Annotated in this window: 17 protein-coding genes; 13 read left to right on the top strand and 4 right to left on the bottom strand. The window is 42.5% G+C overall.

What is annotated here, in order from left to right; all coding sequences use genetic code 11:
• Window positions 1–96: 96 nt before the first annotated feature.
• The 7 genes from K2W90_01175 to K2W90_01145 all read left to right on the top strand — a co-directional run bounded on the left by K2W90_01175 (window position 97) and on the right by K2W90_01145 (window position 9,496).
• On the top strand, window positions 97–2,622 hold the full coding sequence (locus K2W90_01175; GenBank protein MBY0352960.1) for a cation-transporting P-type ATPase: 2,526 nt from the start codon (window positions 97–99) through the stop codon (window positions 2,620–2,622).
• Window positions 2,623–2,711: 89 nt separating this feature from the next.
• Window positions 2,712–4,334 (top strand): ankyrin repeat domain-containing protein, encoded by a 1,623-nt coding sequence (locus K2W90_01170; protein MBY0352959.1) that lies wholly within the window; start codon window positions 2,712–2,714, stop codon window positions 4,332–4,334.
• Between the two features lie 81 nt (window positions 4,335–4,415).
• Window positions 4,416–5,525 carry an ankyrin repeat domain-containing protein gene (locus K2W90_01165; GenBank protein ID MBY0352958.1) on the top strand — a complete coding sequence of 370 codons (1,110 nt, stop codon included), beginning with the start codon at window positions 4,416–4,418 and terminating at the stop codon, window positions 5,523–5,525.
• Between the two features lie 107 nt (window positions 5,526–5,632).
• Entirely contained in the window at window positions 5,633–6,145 is a 513-nt protein-coding gene (locus tag K2W90_01160) for a hypothetical protein (GenBank protein ID MBY0352957.1), read from the top strand.
• 517 nt (window positions 6,146–6,662) lie between these two features.
• On the top strand, window positions 6,663–7,673 hold the full coding sequence (locus K2W90_01155) for an ABC transporter substrate-binding protein (protein MBY0352956.1): 1,011 nt from the start codon (window positions 6,663–6,665) through the stop codon (window positions 7,671–7,673).
• Window positions 7,674–7,883: 210 nt separating this feature from the next.
• Window positions 7,884–8,777 (top strand): hypothetical protein, encoded by an 894-nt coding sequence (locus K2W90_01150; protein MBY0352955.1) that lies wholly within the window; start codon window positions 7,884–7,886, stop codon window positions 8,775–8,777.
• Window positions 8,778–8,779: 2 nt separating this feature from the next.
• Entirely contained in the window at window positions 8,780–9,496 is a 717-nt protein-coding gene (locus tag K2W90_01145) for an energy-coupling factor ABC transporter ATP-binding protein (protein MBY0352954.1), read from the top strand.
• A gap of 64 nt (window positions 9,497–9,560) precedes the next feature.
• Here the strand turns inward: K2W90_01145 and K2W90_01140 are convergent, their stop codons facing one another.
• The 4 genes from K2W90_01140 to K2W90_01125 all read right to left on the bottom strand — a co-directional run bounded on the left by K2W90_01140 (window position 9,561) and on the right by K2W90_01125 (window position 12,378).
• Complete coding sequence (locus K2W90_01140; protein ID MBY0352953.1) at window positions 9,561–10,052, bottom strand: hypothetical protein; 492 nt, start codon at window positions 10,050–10,052, stop codon at window positions 9,561–9,563.
• A gap of 15 nt (window positions 10,053–10,067) precedes the next feature.
• Complete coding sequence (locus K2W90_01135) at window positions 10,068–10,529, bottom strand: hypothetical protein (protein MBY0352952.1); 462 nt, start codon at window positions 10,527–10,529, stop codon at window positions 10,068–10,070.
• A 233-nt stretch (window positions 10,530–10,762) separates the two neighbouring features.
• On the bottom strand, window positions 10,763–11,209 hold the full coding sequence (locus tag K2W90_01130) for a hypothetical protein (protein MBY0352951.1): 447 nt from the start codon (window positions 11,207–11,209) through the stop codon (window positions 10,763–10,765).
• Between the two features lie 29 nt (window positions 11,210–11,238).
• Window positions 11,239–12,378, bottom strand: coding sequence for a hypothetical protein (locus K2W90_01125; GenBank protein ID MBY0352950.1), 1,140 nt, complete (start codon window positions 12,376–12,378; stop codon window positions 11,239–11,241).
• 147 nt (window positions 12,379–12,525) lie between these two features.
• Here K2W90_01125 and K2W90_01120 point away from each other — a divergent pair, with 147 nt between their 5' ends.
• Genes K2W90_01120 through K2W90_01095 form a run of 6 tightly spaced genes read left to right on the top strand, consistent with a single transcriptional unit; the run spans window position 12,526 to window position 17,360 of the window.
• A complete protein-coding gene (locus tag K2W90_01120; protein MBY0352949.1) occupies window positions 12,526–13,749 on the top strand; it encodes a type II secretion system F family protein in 1,224 nt (407 codons plus the stop codon).
• 33 nt (window positions 13,750–13,782) lie between these two features.
• Window positions 13,783–14,220 carry a type II secretion system major pseudopilin GspG gene (gene gspG, locus K2W90_01115; GenBank protein ID MBY0352948.1) on the top strand — a complete coding sequence of 146 codons (438 nt, stop codon included), beginning with the start codon at window positions 13,783–13,785 and terminating at the stop codon, window positions 14,218–14,220.
• 6 nt (window positions 14,221–14,226) lie between these two features.
• Window positions 14,227–14,775, top strand: a complete 549-nt coding sequence (locus tag K2W90_01110) for a prepilin-type N-terminal cleavage/methylation domain-containing protein (protein ID MBY0352947.1) — start codon at window positions 14,227–14,229, stop codon at window positions 14,773–14,775.
• A 1-nt stretch (window position 14,776) separates the two neighbouring features.
• Window positions 14,777–15,199 carry a type II secretion system GspH family protein gene (locus K2W90_01105; protein MBY0352946.1) on the top strand — a complete coding sequence of 141 codons (423 nt, stop codon included), beginning with the start codon at window positions 14,777–14,779 and terminating at the stop codon, window positions 15,197–15,199.
• Window positions 15,196–16,191 carry a hypothetical protein gene (locus K2W90_01100; protein MBY0352945.1) on the top strand — a complete coding sequence of 332 codons (996 nt, stop codon included), beginning with the start codon at window positions 15,196–15,198 and terminating at the stop codon, window positions 16,189–16,191. Before K2W90_01105 ends, K2W90_01100 begins: the two co-directional genes overlap by 4 nt.
• A complete protein-coding gene (locus tag K2W90_01095) occupies window positions 16,188–17,360 on the top strand; it encodes a hypothetical protein (protein MBY0352944.1) in 1,173 nt (390 codons plus the stop codon). Before K2W90_01100 ends, K2W90_01095 begins: the two co-directional genes overlap by 4 nt.
• Window positions 17,361–17,389 lie beyond the last annotated feature (29 nt).

The raw sequence follows: 17,389 nt of genomic DNA, 5'->3' as shown, positions 1-17,389 counted from the left end.
CAATGCAAACTATTGATTTCTTGCTAAGAATTGTTCGAAATTATAAGAAATCCTTTTCGCTGTAACGATAATTTTTTGTAAAATTGAGGGGGAATTATGATATTTTCTACAGCAGCCGGAAAAACTGGCGCAGAGGTAGTAAAAGAGCTGGAGACGTCGCTTGAAACCGGATTGTTTGCGCTTGAAATAAAAAAACGACGTCAACAGTACGGTCTTAATGTTTTGCAGTCTAGTAGCAACAAATGGTGGCATATGCTTGCGCGGCAATTTGCTTCTTCATTTGTTTATCTGCTTCTTATTGGTGCGGTTATATCATTTTTTTTGGGTGAATATTTAAATAGCGGGATGATTCTCCTGTTTGTGGGCATTATGGCAGTTCTTGGTTTTTATCAAGAATTTTTTGCTCAGCGTACTATGCAGATGCTTAAAAAATATGTGACGTACGAGATGAAGGTGCTGCGTGATGGCAAAGAGATGCTGGTAGACAGTTCATTGCTGGTGCCGGGTGACATTGTATTTCTTGAGCCGGGCGACTTGATTACGGCAGACATGCGGTTGATAGAAGCAGAGCACGTGACTATTGATGAGTCGAGTTTGACCGGAGAATCGGTTCCTGTTGAAAAGTCTGTTGATAAGCTTGAAAATATTGAGCAGGTTTTTGAAGCAAAAAATATGGCCTTTACCGGGACCACAGTAGTAAGTGGTCAGGCAAAAGGAGTTGTTGTTGCTATTGGTACTGAAACAACCTTTGGCCGTGTTGCACGCTTGACCACCAAGTCGGCACCATCAAGTCGCTTTTCACAAGATATTAAAACAATTAGCACGTTTATTTTGTACTTGGTTGTGCTGACGTTGGGGATTGTCTTTTTCGTTAACTTCTTGGTAAAAGGCGATGAGTTTGATTTTGTGCACATGCTTATTTTTTCTATCAGTTTGGCGGTGGCAGTAATTCCAGAAGCGCTGCAAGTGGTGATCAACTTTTCGTTGGCGTATGCAGCCCGCATTATGACAGCAAAGCAGGTTGTGGTAAAACGGCTTTCAGCAATTGATGACTTGGGCAGTATCGAAATTTTATGTACCGACAAAACCGGCACTATCACCGAAAGCATTATGGAAGTTGCCGATATTTTTGCCTACAAGCCGTACGATGAAAAGCAGGTGATAGGGTATGCCACGTTTGCGGGTGCACGCTTTGCGCAATCGCACCAATCGTTTGACAATGCGCTGGTTGCTTATCTTGAAAAAAATGGCAGCAGTCACGTTGAAAATATCGAGCGGCTCGATTATGTGCCGTTTGACCCACAGCGTCGTCGTACCGCCAGCTTGGTAAAAGAAAGCGAAGCGTACCATTTGATTGTGCGCGGTGCGTATGAAGATATTTTTGCGTTATGTAATTTTAAAGAAGATGAGCAAATATTGGCATGGATTGCCAATCAAGGTGGCGAGGGCAGGCGCATTATTGCTATTGGGCATAAGCAGTTTACCACCAAGCCAGACGATCTTTTGCATGTTGAAAAAGAGGTAGATTTTGTTGGGCTCGTTTCTTTTTCCGACCCCATAAAAGCAACCGCGCACGATGCTATTAAGTACGCAGCAAAGCTCAAAATAGATATCAAGATTTTGTCTGGAGATGCACCCGAAGTGGTGGGTGCTGTTGGTTATAAAGTTGGTCTGTTAACATCGCCGCACGATGTTATGCTGGGCAGTGAGTTTAGTGCGTTGTCTGAGCCTGAGCAGCGCGAAGCGGCAGAAAAGTATCATGCGTTTGCGCGCATATCGCCAGAAGATAAGTATCGGATTGTAAGTTTGTTGAGCGAAAAATATACGGTTGGTTTTTTGGGTGATGGCGTGAACGATGCACCAGCGCTTAAGCAGGCTGCGGTGGGTATTGCGGTCCCCAACGCGACTGATTTGGCCAAGGATGCGGCTGACATTATTTTGTTGGAAAATAGGATTGGCGTTATTTTGGACGGTGTTGTGGAAGGCCGGAAGGTGTTTTTTAACACGCTTAAATATTTGCGCGTTACGTTGACATCAACGTTTAGTAATTTCTTTACCATTTCTATTGCCGCCCTGTTGCTACCGCACTTGCCTATGCTGCCAATCCAGCTCTTGTGCTTAAATATTTTGGCTGACCTTCCGCTTATTTTTATTGCAACTGATACGGTTGATGCTTCAGAAATTACCCGCCCCGAGCGGTACAACATGAAGTCGTTATTTATTTCAATTACGACAATCGGCTTTGTTTGTAGCTTGTTCGACTTTTCATTTTTCTCAAAGCTTTACAAAGAGCCGGCGGCTGTTTTGCAAACGCATTGGTTTTTGTACAGCATTGCTTCTGAGCTGTTTTTGTTTTTTGCCTTGCGCAGTAAAGCTATATTTTTTAGAACAAGTAGGCCGTCCAACTTATTGCTTATCTTTTTATGTGTTGCTGCTGTTTCGGCAATCTCGTTACCATATACCCAATTTGGCCAATCAGTTTTGAGTTTTGTTACGCCAAATTCTGTTTTCTTGCGCTGGATTATGACGGTAGTAGCAATGAATTTTGTTGTGCTTGAGATTGTGAAAAGAGTTTGGAAGACGGTATTTCATAACACTGAAGTTGTTGACAGACGTCGGTAAATTTTGTTGCCCGCGCGTGTGCGCGCGGATGCTTTGTACTTTTTTAAAGCGTGTGTTTTTTTGAGAGGGTAGTTTAATGAAGAAGCCGTTTGTTCGTTTGTTTGTTTGTTTGTTTGTTGAGTGCGGGGTTGGCGCACGGTGCTGCACCAATCATGGATCCGGCAATTTCTGATGCAATTTATAAGAACAATAACGTTGCTCTTCAGGCAGCATTGGTTGGTGGCTACAAATTTACGGGGCAAGAAGAATTTTATTTTGATTCCAATGAAAAGTTTGTTGCTGGGCATGAGCCAGCAGCATTTAAAAGAAAAGAAGAGTTTAATATTTGGTCTCATATGAAGCCAAAACTTTTGCATTATGTTGCACAAAAATCTTCAATGGATCTTTTTAAAATAGTTTTTGGCAATCTTGTGAATGCTGATGTTTTGAAGACTGCTGATACGGGGGGGCCCGATATTATAACATATGCTTCTGGGGAGCGTGATAAAATTCACTGGCTTGGTACTACTTTTAAAGATTTTTTTAAAACTTATAAGAGTCATGGCGGTAGAAATATCTTACATTATGTTGCTGCATTTGATCTTGCGCATGATGCTATAACTCGTGTATTGACAAAATTCTTTGGGGATACTGGGCAAGAATGTGTAGATATTGTTGATTTTAAAAATTTTGTGAATCAAGCAGACAACCAAGGCATAAGGCCTATTGTGGTTGCTGTCCAAAAAAATACTGTTTACACGATTCACAAATTCTTAGCAGAAGGTGCCGAAGTTGAATTTAAAGTTAAAGGTTATGATGACTTGGCCGAGAAACCCGATGGACCTTGCAATTTTATGCAAGCACTTGGAGGTTTAGTAGTATCAAAATCTGCTGAGTACAATGCAGCATCGTTTTATGCAATTTTGGCCTCGAGATACCTTTTATTTTGGTATTTAAAATTTGATGGTCAACTTGGTATTAGTTTTGAAAATGTATTAAAAGATCTTGAATTACAAAAAAAGATTAACGAAGTTGATTATAATGGCCAGACGCTTTTAATGAAATTTGCTATGGATGCTACTAGGCAAGATCGTTTAGAGTTTGTTCTTAAAGTGCCAGGCATTGATATTGAAAAAGGAAATCCGTTGCATATTGCAGCTGAGGCCGGATGGGCTTTCGGATGTAAAACATTACTAACTGCTGGTGCCAAGGTTGATGCTGTAGATAGCGATGGTAATACGGCATTGCACGTTGCCGCGAGAGCTGGAAAATCTCAGGTATGCATAGAACTAGTTAGTAAGGGCGCTGATGTGAACGCGGTCAATAATGTTGGTAACACGCCATTGCATTGTGTTTTTTTACGCAATCCGGGAAGTGCTGGGGATGCTGTACAACAAGTTGATATTGTTGATTATTTAATTGCACAAGGTGCCAAAAAAATTAAAAACAAAGCTGGTGATGATCAAGAAGCTTTATTAAGCAAAGGTTCATTTGCTGCACATTTTAAACATCATATGAAAGGTGGAGCAGATGCAGATGGTTCAGGTGCGTTTCAGGCGCTAAAAGATAAATTGCATGCTCTTGCGCCGGGCGTGGGAGTATCTGCAGGCGGCGGCGGTACGGGCGGTGGCGGCGGTGCTGGCGCAAAAACACCACTCAAACAACTCAAGCAATCGCTCAAAGCTCTCAAAGCAAAATTGGCAACATTAGCGGGCAAGTTGGCAGGACTGTAATAATTTAAAAAAATGGTGCGGCTGGTGCTTGCTGGCTGCACCGTAAAAATTTGTTGGTTTCTAAATTGTGGAGATAGTGATATGAACAATGCGTGTGTGGTCTTCTTATTTTTGCTTAACATGTTATTGGTACGTTCCACACACGCGGCAGCGAGCAGTACAACGCCGCTGCATGATGCCGCACAAGCGCTTTATGTTGATTTGTGCAAGCAGCTCATTAACAGCGGTGTGGATGTGAACGCGCAAGATGCCAATGGCAACACGCCGCTTCATTTGTTGCTTGCTCAACTTAAACCCTTGAAGAATAACGCGCTTGACGCTCTTGTAAGCAAGATCGGTCAGGAGACGCTTACCAAAATTGATGCGATACAAAGTATTCTTGAAATCTGGCCTCATGCCCAAAACAAAACAAACAAAGTGGGAATGAGCGTACAACAAACGCTCACAGATGCCCTGCTTGACAAGACGGCAAAAGGGTGGGCGGTTGCCGATCCATTGCCGGGTGTGTTGGCAAAGGTTTTGAGATTGCCTGTGCCCAAGAGTCCTGCAACGGGTCCTGCAACTCCGCCAAGTACGGGGGGTGGTGTGGTTGGCGGTGCAACTGAAGCCGAACGTATGGAAAACATTGCCAATATAATTTATCAAGGCGCTAGCTTCGAATCATATTTGAGTGGTGTGGGCCACGTTTATAAATTTGATGGATTTGATGGAACAGAGTTGTTTAGTCCGTTAGGAAAGATGGGGCGCAGAGGTAGGGCTGAACCTACGCAGGGCCAAAAAGATTTTAATAAGAAGTTTGGTGGGAACAATCCTAAACTTTTGCACTATGTTGCCTTCATGTCCAAGGAGGAACCCTTTAAAAAACACTTTACAGAAATTTTTAATCATCTCAAAAATAACGATGCGTTGAATGCTGTTGACAGTGCGGGCAATTCTGTGTGGTTTTATGTCAATGAATCAGAAGCTAAAGATAAGGCAGCCAAGCTTGCATTTTTGGCAACAAAATTTCCTGGTCATGTGTATCCGGAATCAAAGAAAGTTGGTTTGGTGCCGCCGTCTGGTGGCACTGGTTCTGGTGGTACGGGCAAGCCCAAGAGTGGCACAAAAGCACCTCTTAAACAACTCAAAAAGTCGCTTAAAGCTCTCAAAGCAAAACTTGCAACATTGGCCGGTGAGTTAGCAAATTTGTAAATGACTGCCTTTATATAATGCTTTTCAAAGAGATATTTTTTTTGTAGACTCCCGTTCCACCATGTATTACGGTTTAATTCAGTAAAAATATTAGCAAGGATGTATACATGAAATTTCTCTTTGTTGCCACGATGCTTTTTGTGACTGCTCTGACGAGTATTCACGGTGCATATTCTGCTTCTTCTGCCTTAGATTTGAGCTTTCCAATTCCCTTACCTGAGGTACAAAGTCGATTGGGCCTTCGTGGCACATTTGAACGAGTATGGGATCAAGCTTTCAATGTGCGGATGAAGTCTACGGGTCTTATTTTTTGTAGTCACTGGCGAGATGATAGTAACTATGTTCCTAGAAAAGGGGTCGCGGTGATGGTGCTTTCTGACTTTGTGCAAGTCATACACAAACCGATTGGCATTGATGATGAGCATCTGATGTACGAGTATCGGTTGACAGAGCACCAGTGTTCTAAATTTAAGAAAGATCCCGAGCCATTTCTCCTGTGCGTATACGAAGATTCTGCAAAAGTCCTTTGGAGAATTTTGTTCTACCGCTGTGGTCATGTTGTTGCACCAGGTGCTGCCCGTTGGCAAACGTTTCGTCGTATTTTTGAGAAAAAAACATAGTTTTTATGGGTGGTTTTCTTTTTTTGCTGCAGCGTGCTACACTCAAAAAAGTTGAGACGTTTGTTTTTTAAGATGAAAGGATATGCCATGGCTCATTACGCAGTACTCAGCCATAACGCTTTTAACTCCAGACCGCTTGTGGTCTCATCTTTTGCATGTCTTTCTTTTTCTGTTCTTTCTTGGCGCTGGTGGCGCTAATCATATCATTTCAATCAAATTATTTTGTTTCTGCGCCCGACCCTTCGAGACGCCTGTCTTCGCTAAAAGCTTCGTCAGGCTCCTCAGGGAGAACGGGGAAAGTAGCGTCGTGAAGTAAATTGTTGTAACATTGTTTGATACAGCAGTGCGAACATCATTGCAGCAAAAAAAGAAAAAACTAATTTGAAAATCTGTAATAACTTTATGAGTAACGAACAAGTATAAAAAACATTCACATTCTCCGCCCTCCCTGAGGAACCTTGCGAAGCTTTTAGCGAAGCGGGGTGTCTCGAAGGGCAAAAATCAGAAAGATTAAACTATGAAAAAAATACTCTATCTTGCTATCTTTGGCCTCCACGCTTGTTTAACTGGCTACCTAGCATATCTGCTTTACGCACCAGAATCTAAGGTTGTGCACGCAACGGCAACCCGTACGCATCGCGTTGCCATTTTAACGCCGGTAACGCACCCAAGTTTGGAACAAATTGAACAGGGTTTCCGCAAAACTTTGCAACAAGATACAACGGCAAATTATGAATGCACCACGTACAATGCCAACGGCAACCGCTCGCTCATGCGCTCACAAGTTGAAGAAATTTTGGCAGGCAACTACGACTTAGCATTTGCCATTGCTCGACAACCGGCCCAAATGCTTAAAGAAATAAGTATTAAAAAACAACAGTTGGTACCGATTGTTTTTGGTGCGGTTTCCGACCCTGTTGGTAGTGGAATAATTGATGCGGAACAAGCCTCCAACAATAATGTGACCGGTGTTATTGAAGTAACAAATTATGAATTGCAGCTCGCGCTCTTGCACGCGCTTAAGCCTTCAACCAAGCGCATGTTGCTGGTGTACGATCCAAACAGTGGCTTTGGCAAAGATAAAGAAGAGATTGTTCGTTTGGCTGGTGTGCACGGCATTGAAGTTATGGGTATGGAAGTTTATGCTGCCAGTGAAATTTATGGCAAAGTTTCTTCCGCAATGAGCACGGTTGATGCAGTTATGGTACTCAAAGATAACACGGTTGTTTCTGGCTTGGAAGGCTTAATTAAGCTGTGCAACCAACATGGCGTTACGCTCTACACAACTGATTTAGATTCTCCGGCAAAAGGTGCGGCACTTGGTTTTGGTGTGGAAGAGTATGACTTTGGTGTTGAAGGTGCTAAAAAAGCGCTCTTAATTTTGAATGAAGGTAAGAACCCAACTAACATTCCGTCAACACCGCTGGCTAATAATAAAATTAAGTTGAACACACAAGCTGCTGCTGCGCAGGGCTTGCCGCTGAGTCGCGAGACAGTGTTCTTGATGAATTCGGGTGTGGTGATTTGAATAGTGCCTACTGCGCCCTTACCCTTCGACAAGCTCAGGGCGAGCGGGGCTTCGTAGGGCAAGTTATTCAGCCGTTCGTCCTGATTCTTCGGCAAGCTCAGAGCTAAAGGCCCTTCCCGCCTGCCCTGAGGAAGAACTCGTAGAGTTCTGTCTCGAAGGGTCGAAGGATTTGAACGGCAAAAAAGTAGCTCTTAAAAAATTAGGAAAGTAATGCTTAACGTATCGCTCATTATTCTTGAACAATTATGCATGTACCTGCCACTCATTCTTGGCGGGTACATTGCTTTCTCGTTGTTAAAAGTGCCCAACATCAGCATAGAAAGTGCGTATGTTTTTGGCTCAATTTTGGCAGCAAATTTTATGGTTATTGGTCAAGGCGTGCCTATGTTTTTGTACGTGCCCATAATTTTTGTGTTAAGCTTTGCTGGTGGCATGTTGGTGGGGCTGGTGACAGCGCTGCTCACGCAGTACGGCCGTGTGCCACACTTGCTTTCAAGTATTTTAACGATTGGTATTTTTCATGGTGTTAACCAATTTGTTTTGGGCAATGCGCACCGTTCGCTGAGTGGCCTGCGCAATCCGCTGATTATTTCTGAGTACTTTGTAAAAAACCCAGAGTTGATAATGTTGTTGATGGTTGGTTTAGTATTGTTGGCTGGTTTGTTTTTGTTGCTGCGCACGCAGCTTGGCTATGCCTGTGCTGTCTTTGGGTACAATCCAAAATTTTTTGAAAACTATGGTATATCCACTAACTTTGTGGTGCTAACTGGCGTGGCACTTGCCAACGGCCTTGCAGGAGTTTCGGGCTATTTGGTTGCGCAATCGAGTGGCTTTGTAGACACCAGCGCCGGTTTTGGTATGGCGCTGTTTTGCATCACGGCGCTTATTTTGGGTAAATCGTTGTGCTTTTTTGTGCGCTCATTTTCGGTTAATGTGCCGCTGATTGGCTTGGTTGTTTACTGTGCGCTGCAGCAGGTGCTGCTCAAAATTGGCTTCAATTTAAAATATTTTACCATGATGCAATCGCTGCTGGTTTTGTTGATGGTCATCAACCGTTTTCGCTCAAGCCGTACGAGTAGAAACGTTAATGATTTGGGGATTTAATTATGACGCATGCACTTGAAATTCAACATCTCAACTTTAAATTTGCGCCACAAGCGCCATACTTTTTTAAAGATTTAACGGTCAGTTTTGAAAAAGGGCGTATTCATTTTATCAGAGGTTTTAACGGCGCGGGTAAATCTACGCTGTTTAGATTGTTGCGTGGTAAGCTTGAAAAGCAGGAAGTGGTGCAGGGGCAGATAGTTGTTGATGGCAACGTGCAAACGCTGGAGACGAGCAAAGAGCAGTACAACGCATTAAACACTATCAACATGGTTCAGCAAAAATTTGATGTCATGTTGGCTGATCAACTTTCATTTGAACAAAACCTACGCTTGGCCAACTTGCCAGAACAGCCCGGTTTGGCGGGCCTACCGGCTCACAAACCAGTGCCAGCATTTGTGCAGCGTTTTGGTATTGATATAAAAAAACCGGTACATTTACTCTCTGGTGGGCAGCGGCAAATTTTGGCAATATTGATGGCGTTGCAAAAATCGACTAACATTTTATTGCTCGACGAACCAACGGCTGCGCTTGATGAACAGAATGCAGAGATGGTGATGTTGTTTTTACACGATCTTGTTGCAAGCTCAGGCTTGACAGTCTTAATTATTTGTCATGACCGAGAGCTGGTTATGCGCTACGCGCAGCAGAGTTATTTTGAATTAGTCGTTGATGCGCAGGGTGTGCGGTCGGTTGTGCAGCAGCGCTTTCAAGAATAAAAAAACTACTAATAAAAAAAGGCACCGCAATTTTACGGTGCCTTTTTTATTAGTACTAACTTTTTTACCAACCTTGTGATGGAGCCATCTCCGCGATTAAGTTGTTAAACTTGTTGGTAAGGCTGCGTAGCTGGCCGTTGGTTGCAGATTGTTCTATTGTACGTGTTTGATTCGCTGTGACTGATGAGCTTTGCAGGCTTGTATTATAGGACTCAATTAATGTTTTGATCTGGCCTGCTATATTTTTTGCTCTAGTAATTTTTTTACTTTCTGGTTGTTGTGTGCCTTTTGGCAAGCCTGGGCCATTGTTAATAAAGTACCCAAGAAAGAACATGGTTGCATCACGTTGTGTTGCTGTTTTGACCATTGGATACCCACTACGGCATTTATCAAGAGCCACTCCGACTTCGTCAACAATTTTGTTGACTGCATTTTGTGCCGAGGCTGTTGTAATTGAAGCTCGAGGGATAACGTCTAGAGCGCCTAATTGACTACTAATAGCTGCTGTAATGAGTATGAAAAGGGTGGTACGGTGTAAGTGTTTTGAAAAAATCATTATAAATCTCCAGGGTTATTGTTGTATCGCTACTTGAACCATAGTTATAGCCCTCACTGCATTGGCAAAACCTATTGAAAGTTTACCCAAGGCACCGGTTGCTGCGGCATCGTTTATTACCTTTTGAATGTTAATCGCGGTGTTACTGTCAAGATAACTTTTATCAAGTGTAATTTGTGTCTTAAGATTTTTTGCTGCTGTTTGAGCTTGAGCAATTTTTGTTTGGTTTGCGTTTGGTATGTCTATATTGAGGCCATTCTGAATGAAAGCGGTTAAATTACCCAAAGCTTGCGCGGTAGTGGTGCCGGTATAACCAACGTTTTTTAAGCTGCTATTTGTTCGTAAGATTATGCTATTAAAAGCATTTTTTGCAGTAGTAATGTTGGTGCTTGTCGCTGCAGCATGTACCTGGCTTCCAACTGTTGCTGTAATAAGCAGGGCAACGGCTGCAAAGAGTAAGTTTTTTGAAAGATTCATTTTAAGTCTCCTGTTTTGGACTTTTTGTCGCAAATAAGTAATTTTTACTTCTTATTACTTATTATAGGGAGCTTGGCTTTGCAAAGTCAATAAATTCAAATAGAAAACATTTAAACGTGCTTTTGCCTCAAAAAAATGAGGGTTTTGTCGAAGAAATGGGCTGAATAAAGCAAAAAGAGGCTGCTTTTAGAAACGGTCTAAAAGCAGCCTCTTTTTTAAAAACGATAAAAATTTTATGCAGATTTTATGCTACTAACTGCTTGGTCAAATTCGCTGGCAATAATGCTCAGTGAGCCGTTTGATGCAGTGCCTGCAATAATCTTTTGCATATTTTTATTGGTTGTATGAGCAAGTGTGCGATCATGAAAAAAAAGTTCTTCTCTCAAGCTTCTTGCGAGTTGTTGTGCCTGTGTAACAGCTGCCGTATTGGTTTTTTGTATACCTTTTGGTCCTCGAGCAATAAAATCAGTCAGGTTGGCAAGTACTGAAGCGATTGAAGTACCATTGTAACCGATAGTATTGAGAGACGATGCTACTTGTGTAATGACGGCATTAAACGCATCTTTTGCTTTGGTGGTGTCTGCTTTGCTAGCTGTTGCTGTGTGTGCTTGGCTGCCAATGGTAACTGCAACAAGCAAAGAAAGGGCTGCGTATTGTAAATTTTTTGAAAAATTCTTCATTAAAAAAACTCCTTAAAAACGTTAGAAAGTTAACAAATAATGCCGCGTTCAAAAGCGACAGCTTTCATTTTTGCTTGAGCCAGTGCATCAAGCAATGTTTCTTTTTTAGTTTTTATACCGTCATCTTGTTCATCAGCTTCTAAAAAGTAAATAACACCATTAGCAAGATCTTGTTCAATTTCGTCAAAAAAATCCATTGGCTGAGCGCCACCGGTCAGGTCAAGGTAGTAGCAAAAGCGGTTGGTGTGGTCCCATAGCAGGCCATCAAGATCGTCCATGTGGTCAATAACGCCGTTGGTGCCAAGCAGTTGCAAATCATTGGCAACGGTTAAGAAAGAATCCCATACACCTTCTGGCGATCTAAAGTTCCAAATTTGTTTGGTAAGCATGGTTTCTAAAAAGCGAACCGTTTGTTGGCGCAGGCGCGTGCGTACTTCTTGTTCTTCTTCTTCTTGGGCTGATTTTTGCTCGTGAATGCGCAGTTGTTTTTTAATGCTTGCCGCAATATCGTACGAAAGATCAGACAAAAAGACGTCGGGGTCTTTTTTGAACGACCTAAACTTTTCGGTAAAGCGTGAGATGAGCAAGTTTTCGGTGTGGCGGCGGATAAAGCGCAGGTCATTTTTTTTACTATTTTTTACTGCTTTTTTATTTAAATAGTGTGGCAGCGCTTCGGCAAAGGCAGGCAAAATTTGTAAGACAACGGTATTGTCTACCAGTTCGCAGTCCCACGCTTTTAATTTTTGGTTAAACAAGCGCATGCCAACATAAACTTCATGTGCCCCCAGGTTGAGCTCGTGCGCAAGTGTTAAAAATTCAACAATGTTAGTTCCGTCTTGTGAGAGTGTTTGAGCATAACTTCTGGCATTGTACATCTCTTTAATAAATTTATTCATCGATAAATTAAAGTCATGCTCTTTTGCTTTTTTGGTTCTGCTGCGCAACGCCAGTTGCGAGCAATTGAGGCTGCGAAAGTAGTTGCGAATACTGTTGGTGCTAAACTGCAAGGGTGTTATATCTTTTCCTAAAACATCGTCAAAGTCGAGCTGTTTGGGTAGTGACTTTACTTTTTTTACAGAAGTCTTGCGAGCAGTCAGCAGCGGTGAGTGCAGCGGTAAGAAAAGAGCTGTGAAAAGAAGAGAAAGAAAAAAGAGTTTTTTTCTTTTCATTCAGGAATCCTTTCTGCTAAAGTGGGGTTGGCGGTTGGTAACAATACGCTAAAATAGTGTATTAATTACGAAAACATACCAGAGAACTATCTACCTTTGCAAGAAATTACCATATGAATTTCAAACGAGTTGAGGAGCACGTGAGCAATGCCTCTTTATAAGTATGATTCTTTTAATCGGCGGGGCGGCCGTGTGACGGGTACCATCGACGCAGTGTCTCTGCACGCAGCCAAAGAAATTTTGCAAGGCCAGGGGCTCATGCCGGTCAATATTAAAGAGATAACGGCTGGCTCAGCTGCTGCCGGTGGCTTTTCGCTCAAAATGCTTTTTGAAAGGCCTATTGAAGTAAAAGTTGTTGTGTTGTTTACCAAGCAGCTGGCGGTGTTGTTGCGTGCGGGTATCCCGCTGTTGCAAGCACTTGAGTTGTTGATTGAACAATTTGAAGGGCGCTTTAACCGCTTGCTTATTCGCGTGCGCGACGGTGTTAAATCTGGTGAGCCGTTTGCAAAAGAGCTTTCTAAATATCCCAAAGTTTTTTCCAATGTTTATGTGCAGCTGGTGCGCGCTGGTGAAGCGAGCGGTAACTTAGATTCAATTTTAGAAAGCTTGACCGATTATTTAGAACGTGCTGAAGAGACGCGCAAAAAAGTAAAGAAAGCAATGTCGCAACCAATTATGATGTTGTCATTTGCTGGCTTAGTGGTAGTGGGGCTATTGACGGTGTTGGTACCGCGGTTGCAAGATATGTTTAAGCGCATGAAGACTGACTTGCCTGTTCCAACCAAAATTTTGGTGGCACTGTCGAATCTTTTGGTGCACCACTTTCTTGAAATTGCAGGTGGCTTGCTGTTGATTGTGGTGCTCTTTACGTATTGGAAATCTACCAAAAGTGGTGCCTACAAGTTTGATGAGATCTTATTAAAGTTTCCCGTGACTGCTTATTTTTCGCGTACCAAAGCTATTGTGCAATTTAGCAAAACGCTGGGCATGCTGATTAACAGCGGCGTTAACCTGGCCGAGGCGCTTGACATTGTGTGTAATATTGTCGAAAATCGAGTACTGGTACAGAAATTGCGCGATGCGCGTGATAAAATTATAAAAGAAGGTAAGATAGCAAAGTATCTTAAGCAGACGGGCATTTTTCCCAGTATTGCAAGCTATATGATTAGCACGGGGGAAGAGTCGGGCAAGCTTGGTGCTATGCTGCTGACCGTTGGGCACGACTACGACGTTGAGCTGAAAGAGTTGACTGACGGCCTGACGGCAAAGATTGGTCCTATCATGACCGTGGTGATGGGGCTTATTGTTGGGTTTATTATCATGTCCATCTTCTTGCCAGTGCTCAAGATGGGTGATATTACTAATTTGTAGCAAATGTATGATTATTTTAATAACGAGGTATGTATGAATTTTGCAAAAAAAAGTAGTGCATTTTCGATGATCGAAATTTTGGTTGTGGTGTTCATTATTGGTTTGTTGGCAACATTGGTTGGTCCAAACGTTATGAAGTTAATGACTGGTGGCCAAACGAGTGCTGCAAAATCAATGGTTACTTCATTTAAAGCAGCATTAGCTGACTATCGTATGGACATGGGCGCTTTGCCAAGTCAGCGCGAAGGCCTGCAAGCGTTGGTTCAAAATATAAACAATAATCCAAAGTGGAATGGCCCATATCTTGAAGGTCAAACTGAAGTACCTAAAGACCCGTGGAGCAACGATTATGTTTATAACAGACCGCCACAAGTTTTTACGAGCAAATATAAAACGTATGAAGTCTTTTCGTACGGCAGTGATGAAGGTCAAGATACTCCTCAAAATAAATGGATTGCATCAGGATCTTAATTGATCATGAAAAAACCTTACGCATTTACGCTGATTGAAATGTTGGTTGTTATTGTGCTGATAGGCATAATAGCAACCATGACAATCCCGCGTCTGATGCGGCGCAGCCCCTCAACTGAGTGGCCAAATATTGTGGACGAGATGAATAATCTCGTCTCTTTTGCTCGTCAAGAAGCCATTTGTACGCAGCGCGTGCACCGCCTGCGCATAAAAGCAGGCAAAGAGACGCCAACGTTTGTGGTGGTTGAAGATGAGCGTACCGATCCAGAAAACCCTCAGAAAAAAATTTATCATCAAGTTGCATCAGACTTTTTTGAAACGCGTTATGACTTGGCGCAAGAAATTGCAGTGAATGCTGTTTTTATAGGCAAGCGCGAGCTTTTTGCTCAAAGTCGAGAAGCCTTTTGTTATATTATTTCAGACGGTTTGGTACAAGATGTTTTGCTGCACCTTTCGCGTCAGGAAGATAAAAAAGTTTCGCAAGTGAGTTTGAAGATGAATCCGTTTTTGGGTACGTTTACGCTGCTAGACGGCCACGTAAAGCCGGAGAAGTAACATGCGTCGTTCACAAGGTTTTACGTTGATTGAAGTGGTGTTGGCGCTGGGCATTTTGGCAACCGTCATGTACACGCTTTCAAGCTTGCAGATCAGATCGCTCTATCGCATTATCAAAGACCGTGAACAAATCGAAAAAGTTTTTCTTACCAAGCAGCATATCTATCGCGCACATGTAAAGCCGCTACCTGCCGGTAAAAGGCTAGTAATTAAAGTTGAGCAGCCGGTGGCAACGTTTACAACTGAAGTCAGCGAACTTGGCAAAAAGTCGGCACTGCGTAAATTTGCACACGACCTGAACTTACTCAAAACTGAATGTTTATGGAAAAGTGAATTTATGAGTGGCCAGCTAGACATGGTAAGTTTTACGCCTAAAACTGAAGAAGAAAAAGAAAAGCAAAAGAAGAAGGGTGCAAAATCATGATGCCAAAGCGTCGCGCATTTGCGCTCATGGAGCTGCTTATTGCTCTTTCACTTTCAAGTTTTGTAATTTTGGGTCTCATGAAGGGCTATCAAAGTTTGATGGACTACCTTGAGCGCAGTCGTGTGATGATGGGTGTTAACCGCACGGTGTGTCTGCTTTTTAACCAGCTTGAGCGCGATATTATGGCTGCGTTTGTAGCACAACCGCAGGAAGAAATTTTTCCTGAAAAAGATAAGGATCACGAAAAGCAGAAGCAAAAAAAACGCGAAGAGCAGGAAAAAGAAAAAACCATGAGCGCTGAAGACAAGAAAAAGGCTCATGAAAAAAAATTAGAAAAATTAAAAGAGTATTTCTTTGGTACGGTTGATGAAGATCAATTTATCCAAATTCAGGGTAAGCGTCGCTATTTATTTAAAAATCTAACGTTTCTTACCACTGGTGCTTTGCAGGTTTATGGCGAGCACAAGGTCCGCTTTGTACGTGTGATGTACGAGCTGGTCAAAGACAAAGAAAACAGTAAAGAGGGGCATGACAAATATCTGCTGATGCGCAAAGAGACGCGCGATATCGAAAATTTTAAGATGCGCATTAGTGACTTTGATTATGAAAAACAACAAAAGCAGCCAATTCAAACGCATGTGGTGGCCGACAATATTAAGCACATGAGCGTGACGTACGTCACGTTTAGAAAGCCAAAACAGCCAAAAGGCCCGGCATCAAAGCAACAAGAAGAAGAGGAAGAGGCGCGCCTTACCAAGTGGGGCGAAGAGCCATTTACCAAGGGCGTGGTACCGCGCTGGGTAGAAATTAGTATCTCTTTTTGGAACCGGACCATGCGCGGTGAAGATACGTTTGAAATTTTGTTTCCAGTTCTTACCTACCCAACGCCGCAAGAAAAACCAGAGCATGAAAAAGATGGTAAGCAGGAGCATGCCGACCAAAAAGAACCGGTTCATGTTGATGGTGGTACCGTGCACGGAGTAGATCAATGAAAAAGCAGCCCGGTTTCATATTAATTTTTTCGCTGATTATTATTTCGATCATGCTGGTGCTTACGCAGCAGCTGGTGCGGGGTGTGTATGTTGGTGCTCATTTTAGCCGCACCATGGTAGACCGCGAGCGTGCTGAAATGTTGGTACTTGGTGCGCTCAATATTGCGTTGGCCAAGTTGACGATTGGCGATGAAAAAGAAGAAGCACAAGCCCTTCGACAGGCTCAGGGCGATCGGGCTTTTGATGAGCCTGAAGCTGACAAAAAAGAAACAAAAGAGAAAAAGAAAGCACAAACGCCTAAACAAAAATTTTTGATGCGCGTGTTGCCGTATTTAAACCGTTGGCAGACGATCAATTTGACGGAAGAACATGATGGCATGGCCGGTCAAGTTAAGATTTGTATTTGCTGTGAGCATGGCAAAATAAATATTAACGAAGCGTATGATTTTGAAAAGCAAGAGTTTAAACCGGTCTATCAAACATTATTAAAAGGTTTGGAGATTAAAGGCAAGTTGGCAGCTGGAGAGATTTTACAGCGCTTGGACGATTTTTTGAAAAAGCGACGTCGCAAGTTGGATGATATTTCTGAATTGGGTCAGATTGAAGACTTTGGTCAGCTCAATGCTTTTTATATGCCGCCTCGCCTTGCACGTGCAAAAGGAGAGAAAAATACACCAAATCTTGACCTTGCGCTCCAAGATATTTTTACGCTATGGACACCGGCAGCAGAAGTTGAACTGCTCTTTCTTTCAGATGCGTTGTGTGCAATTTTGGGAATTCGCAGGCCAATGGCAGACGATGCTCAAACAATGGCAGAAAAATTTAAGAAGGTGGTGAATGAATTTTCAGAAAGTTGGGGACAAAATGTTGATAGTAATTGGCAGCATTTGGAGCCCATTTACGGAGAAAAGCCCAAGTTTCTTTCTGAAGTAAAAGATATTTTTTCTAAACAATTTGGGCCAAAAGTATATTCTGTGTTATGTTATGGAAAAGTTGGCAATGTTGAGCAACAGTTGCTGGCAATTGTGCAAGAAGAGGAAAAAAAAGTAGAGCAGAAAAATTCAAACGATGAAAAACACGCTGATACCAAGCAGCAGCCAGAGCCCGACAAAAAAGCTCCTGCTCAGCCTCAAAAATCTTTCAGAATTGTCAGATCATACTGGCTCTAAAAAAATACTCATTATAACGTAGGGTACCC

The organism is Candidatus Babeliales bacterium (assembly GCA_019749895.1).
Classification (GTDB): Bacteria; Babelota; Babeliae; order Babelales; family RVW-14; genus AaIE-18.
The sequence above is the reverse complement of the archived record's forward strand: the minus strand, read 5'-3'. Positions and strand labels throughout refer to the sequence as shown.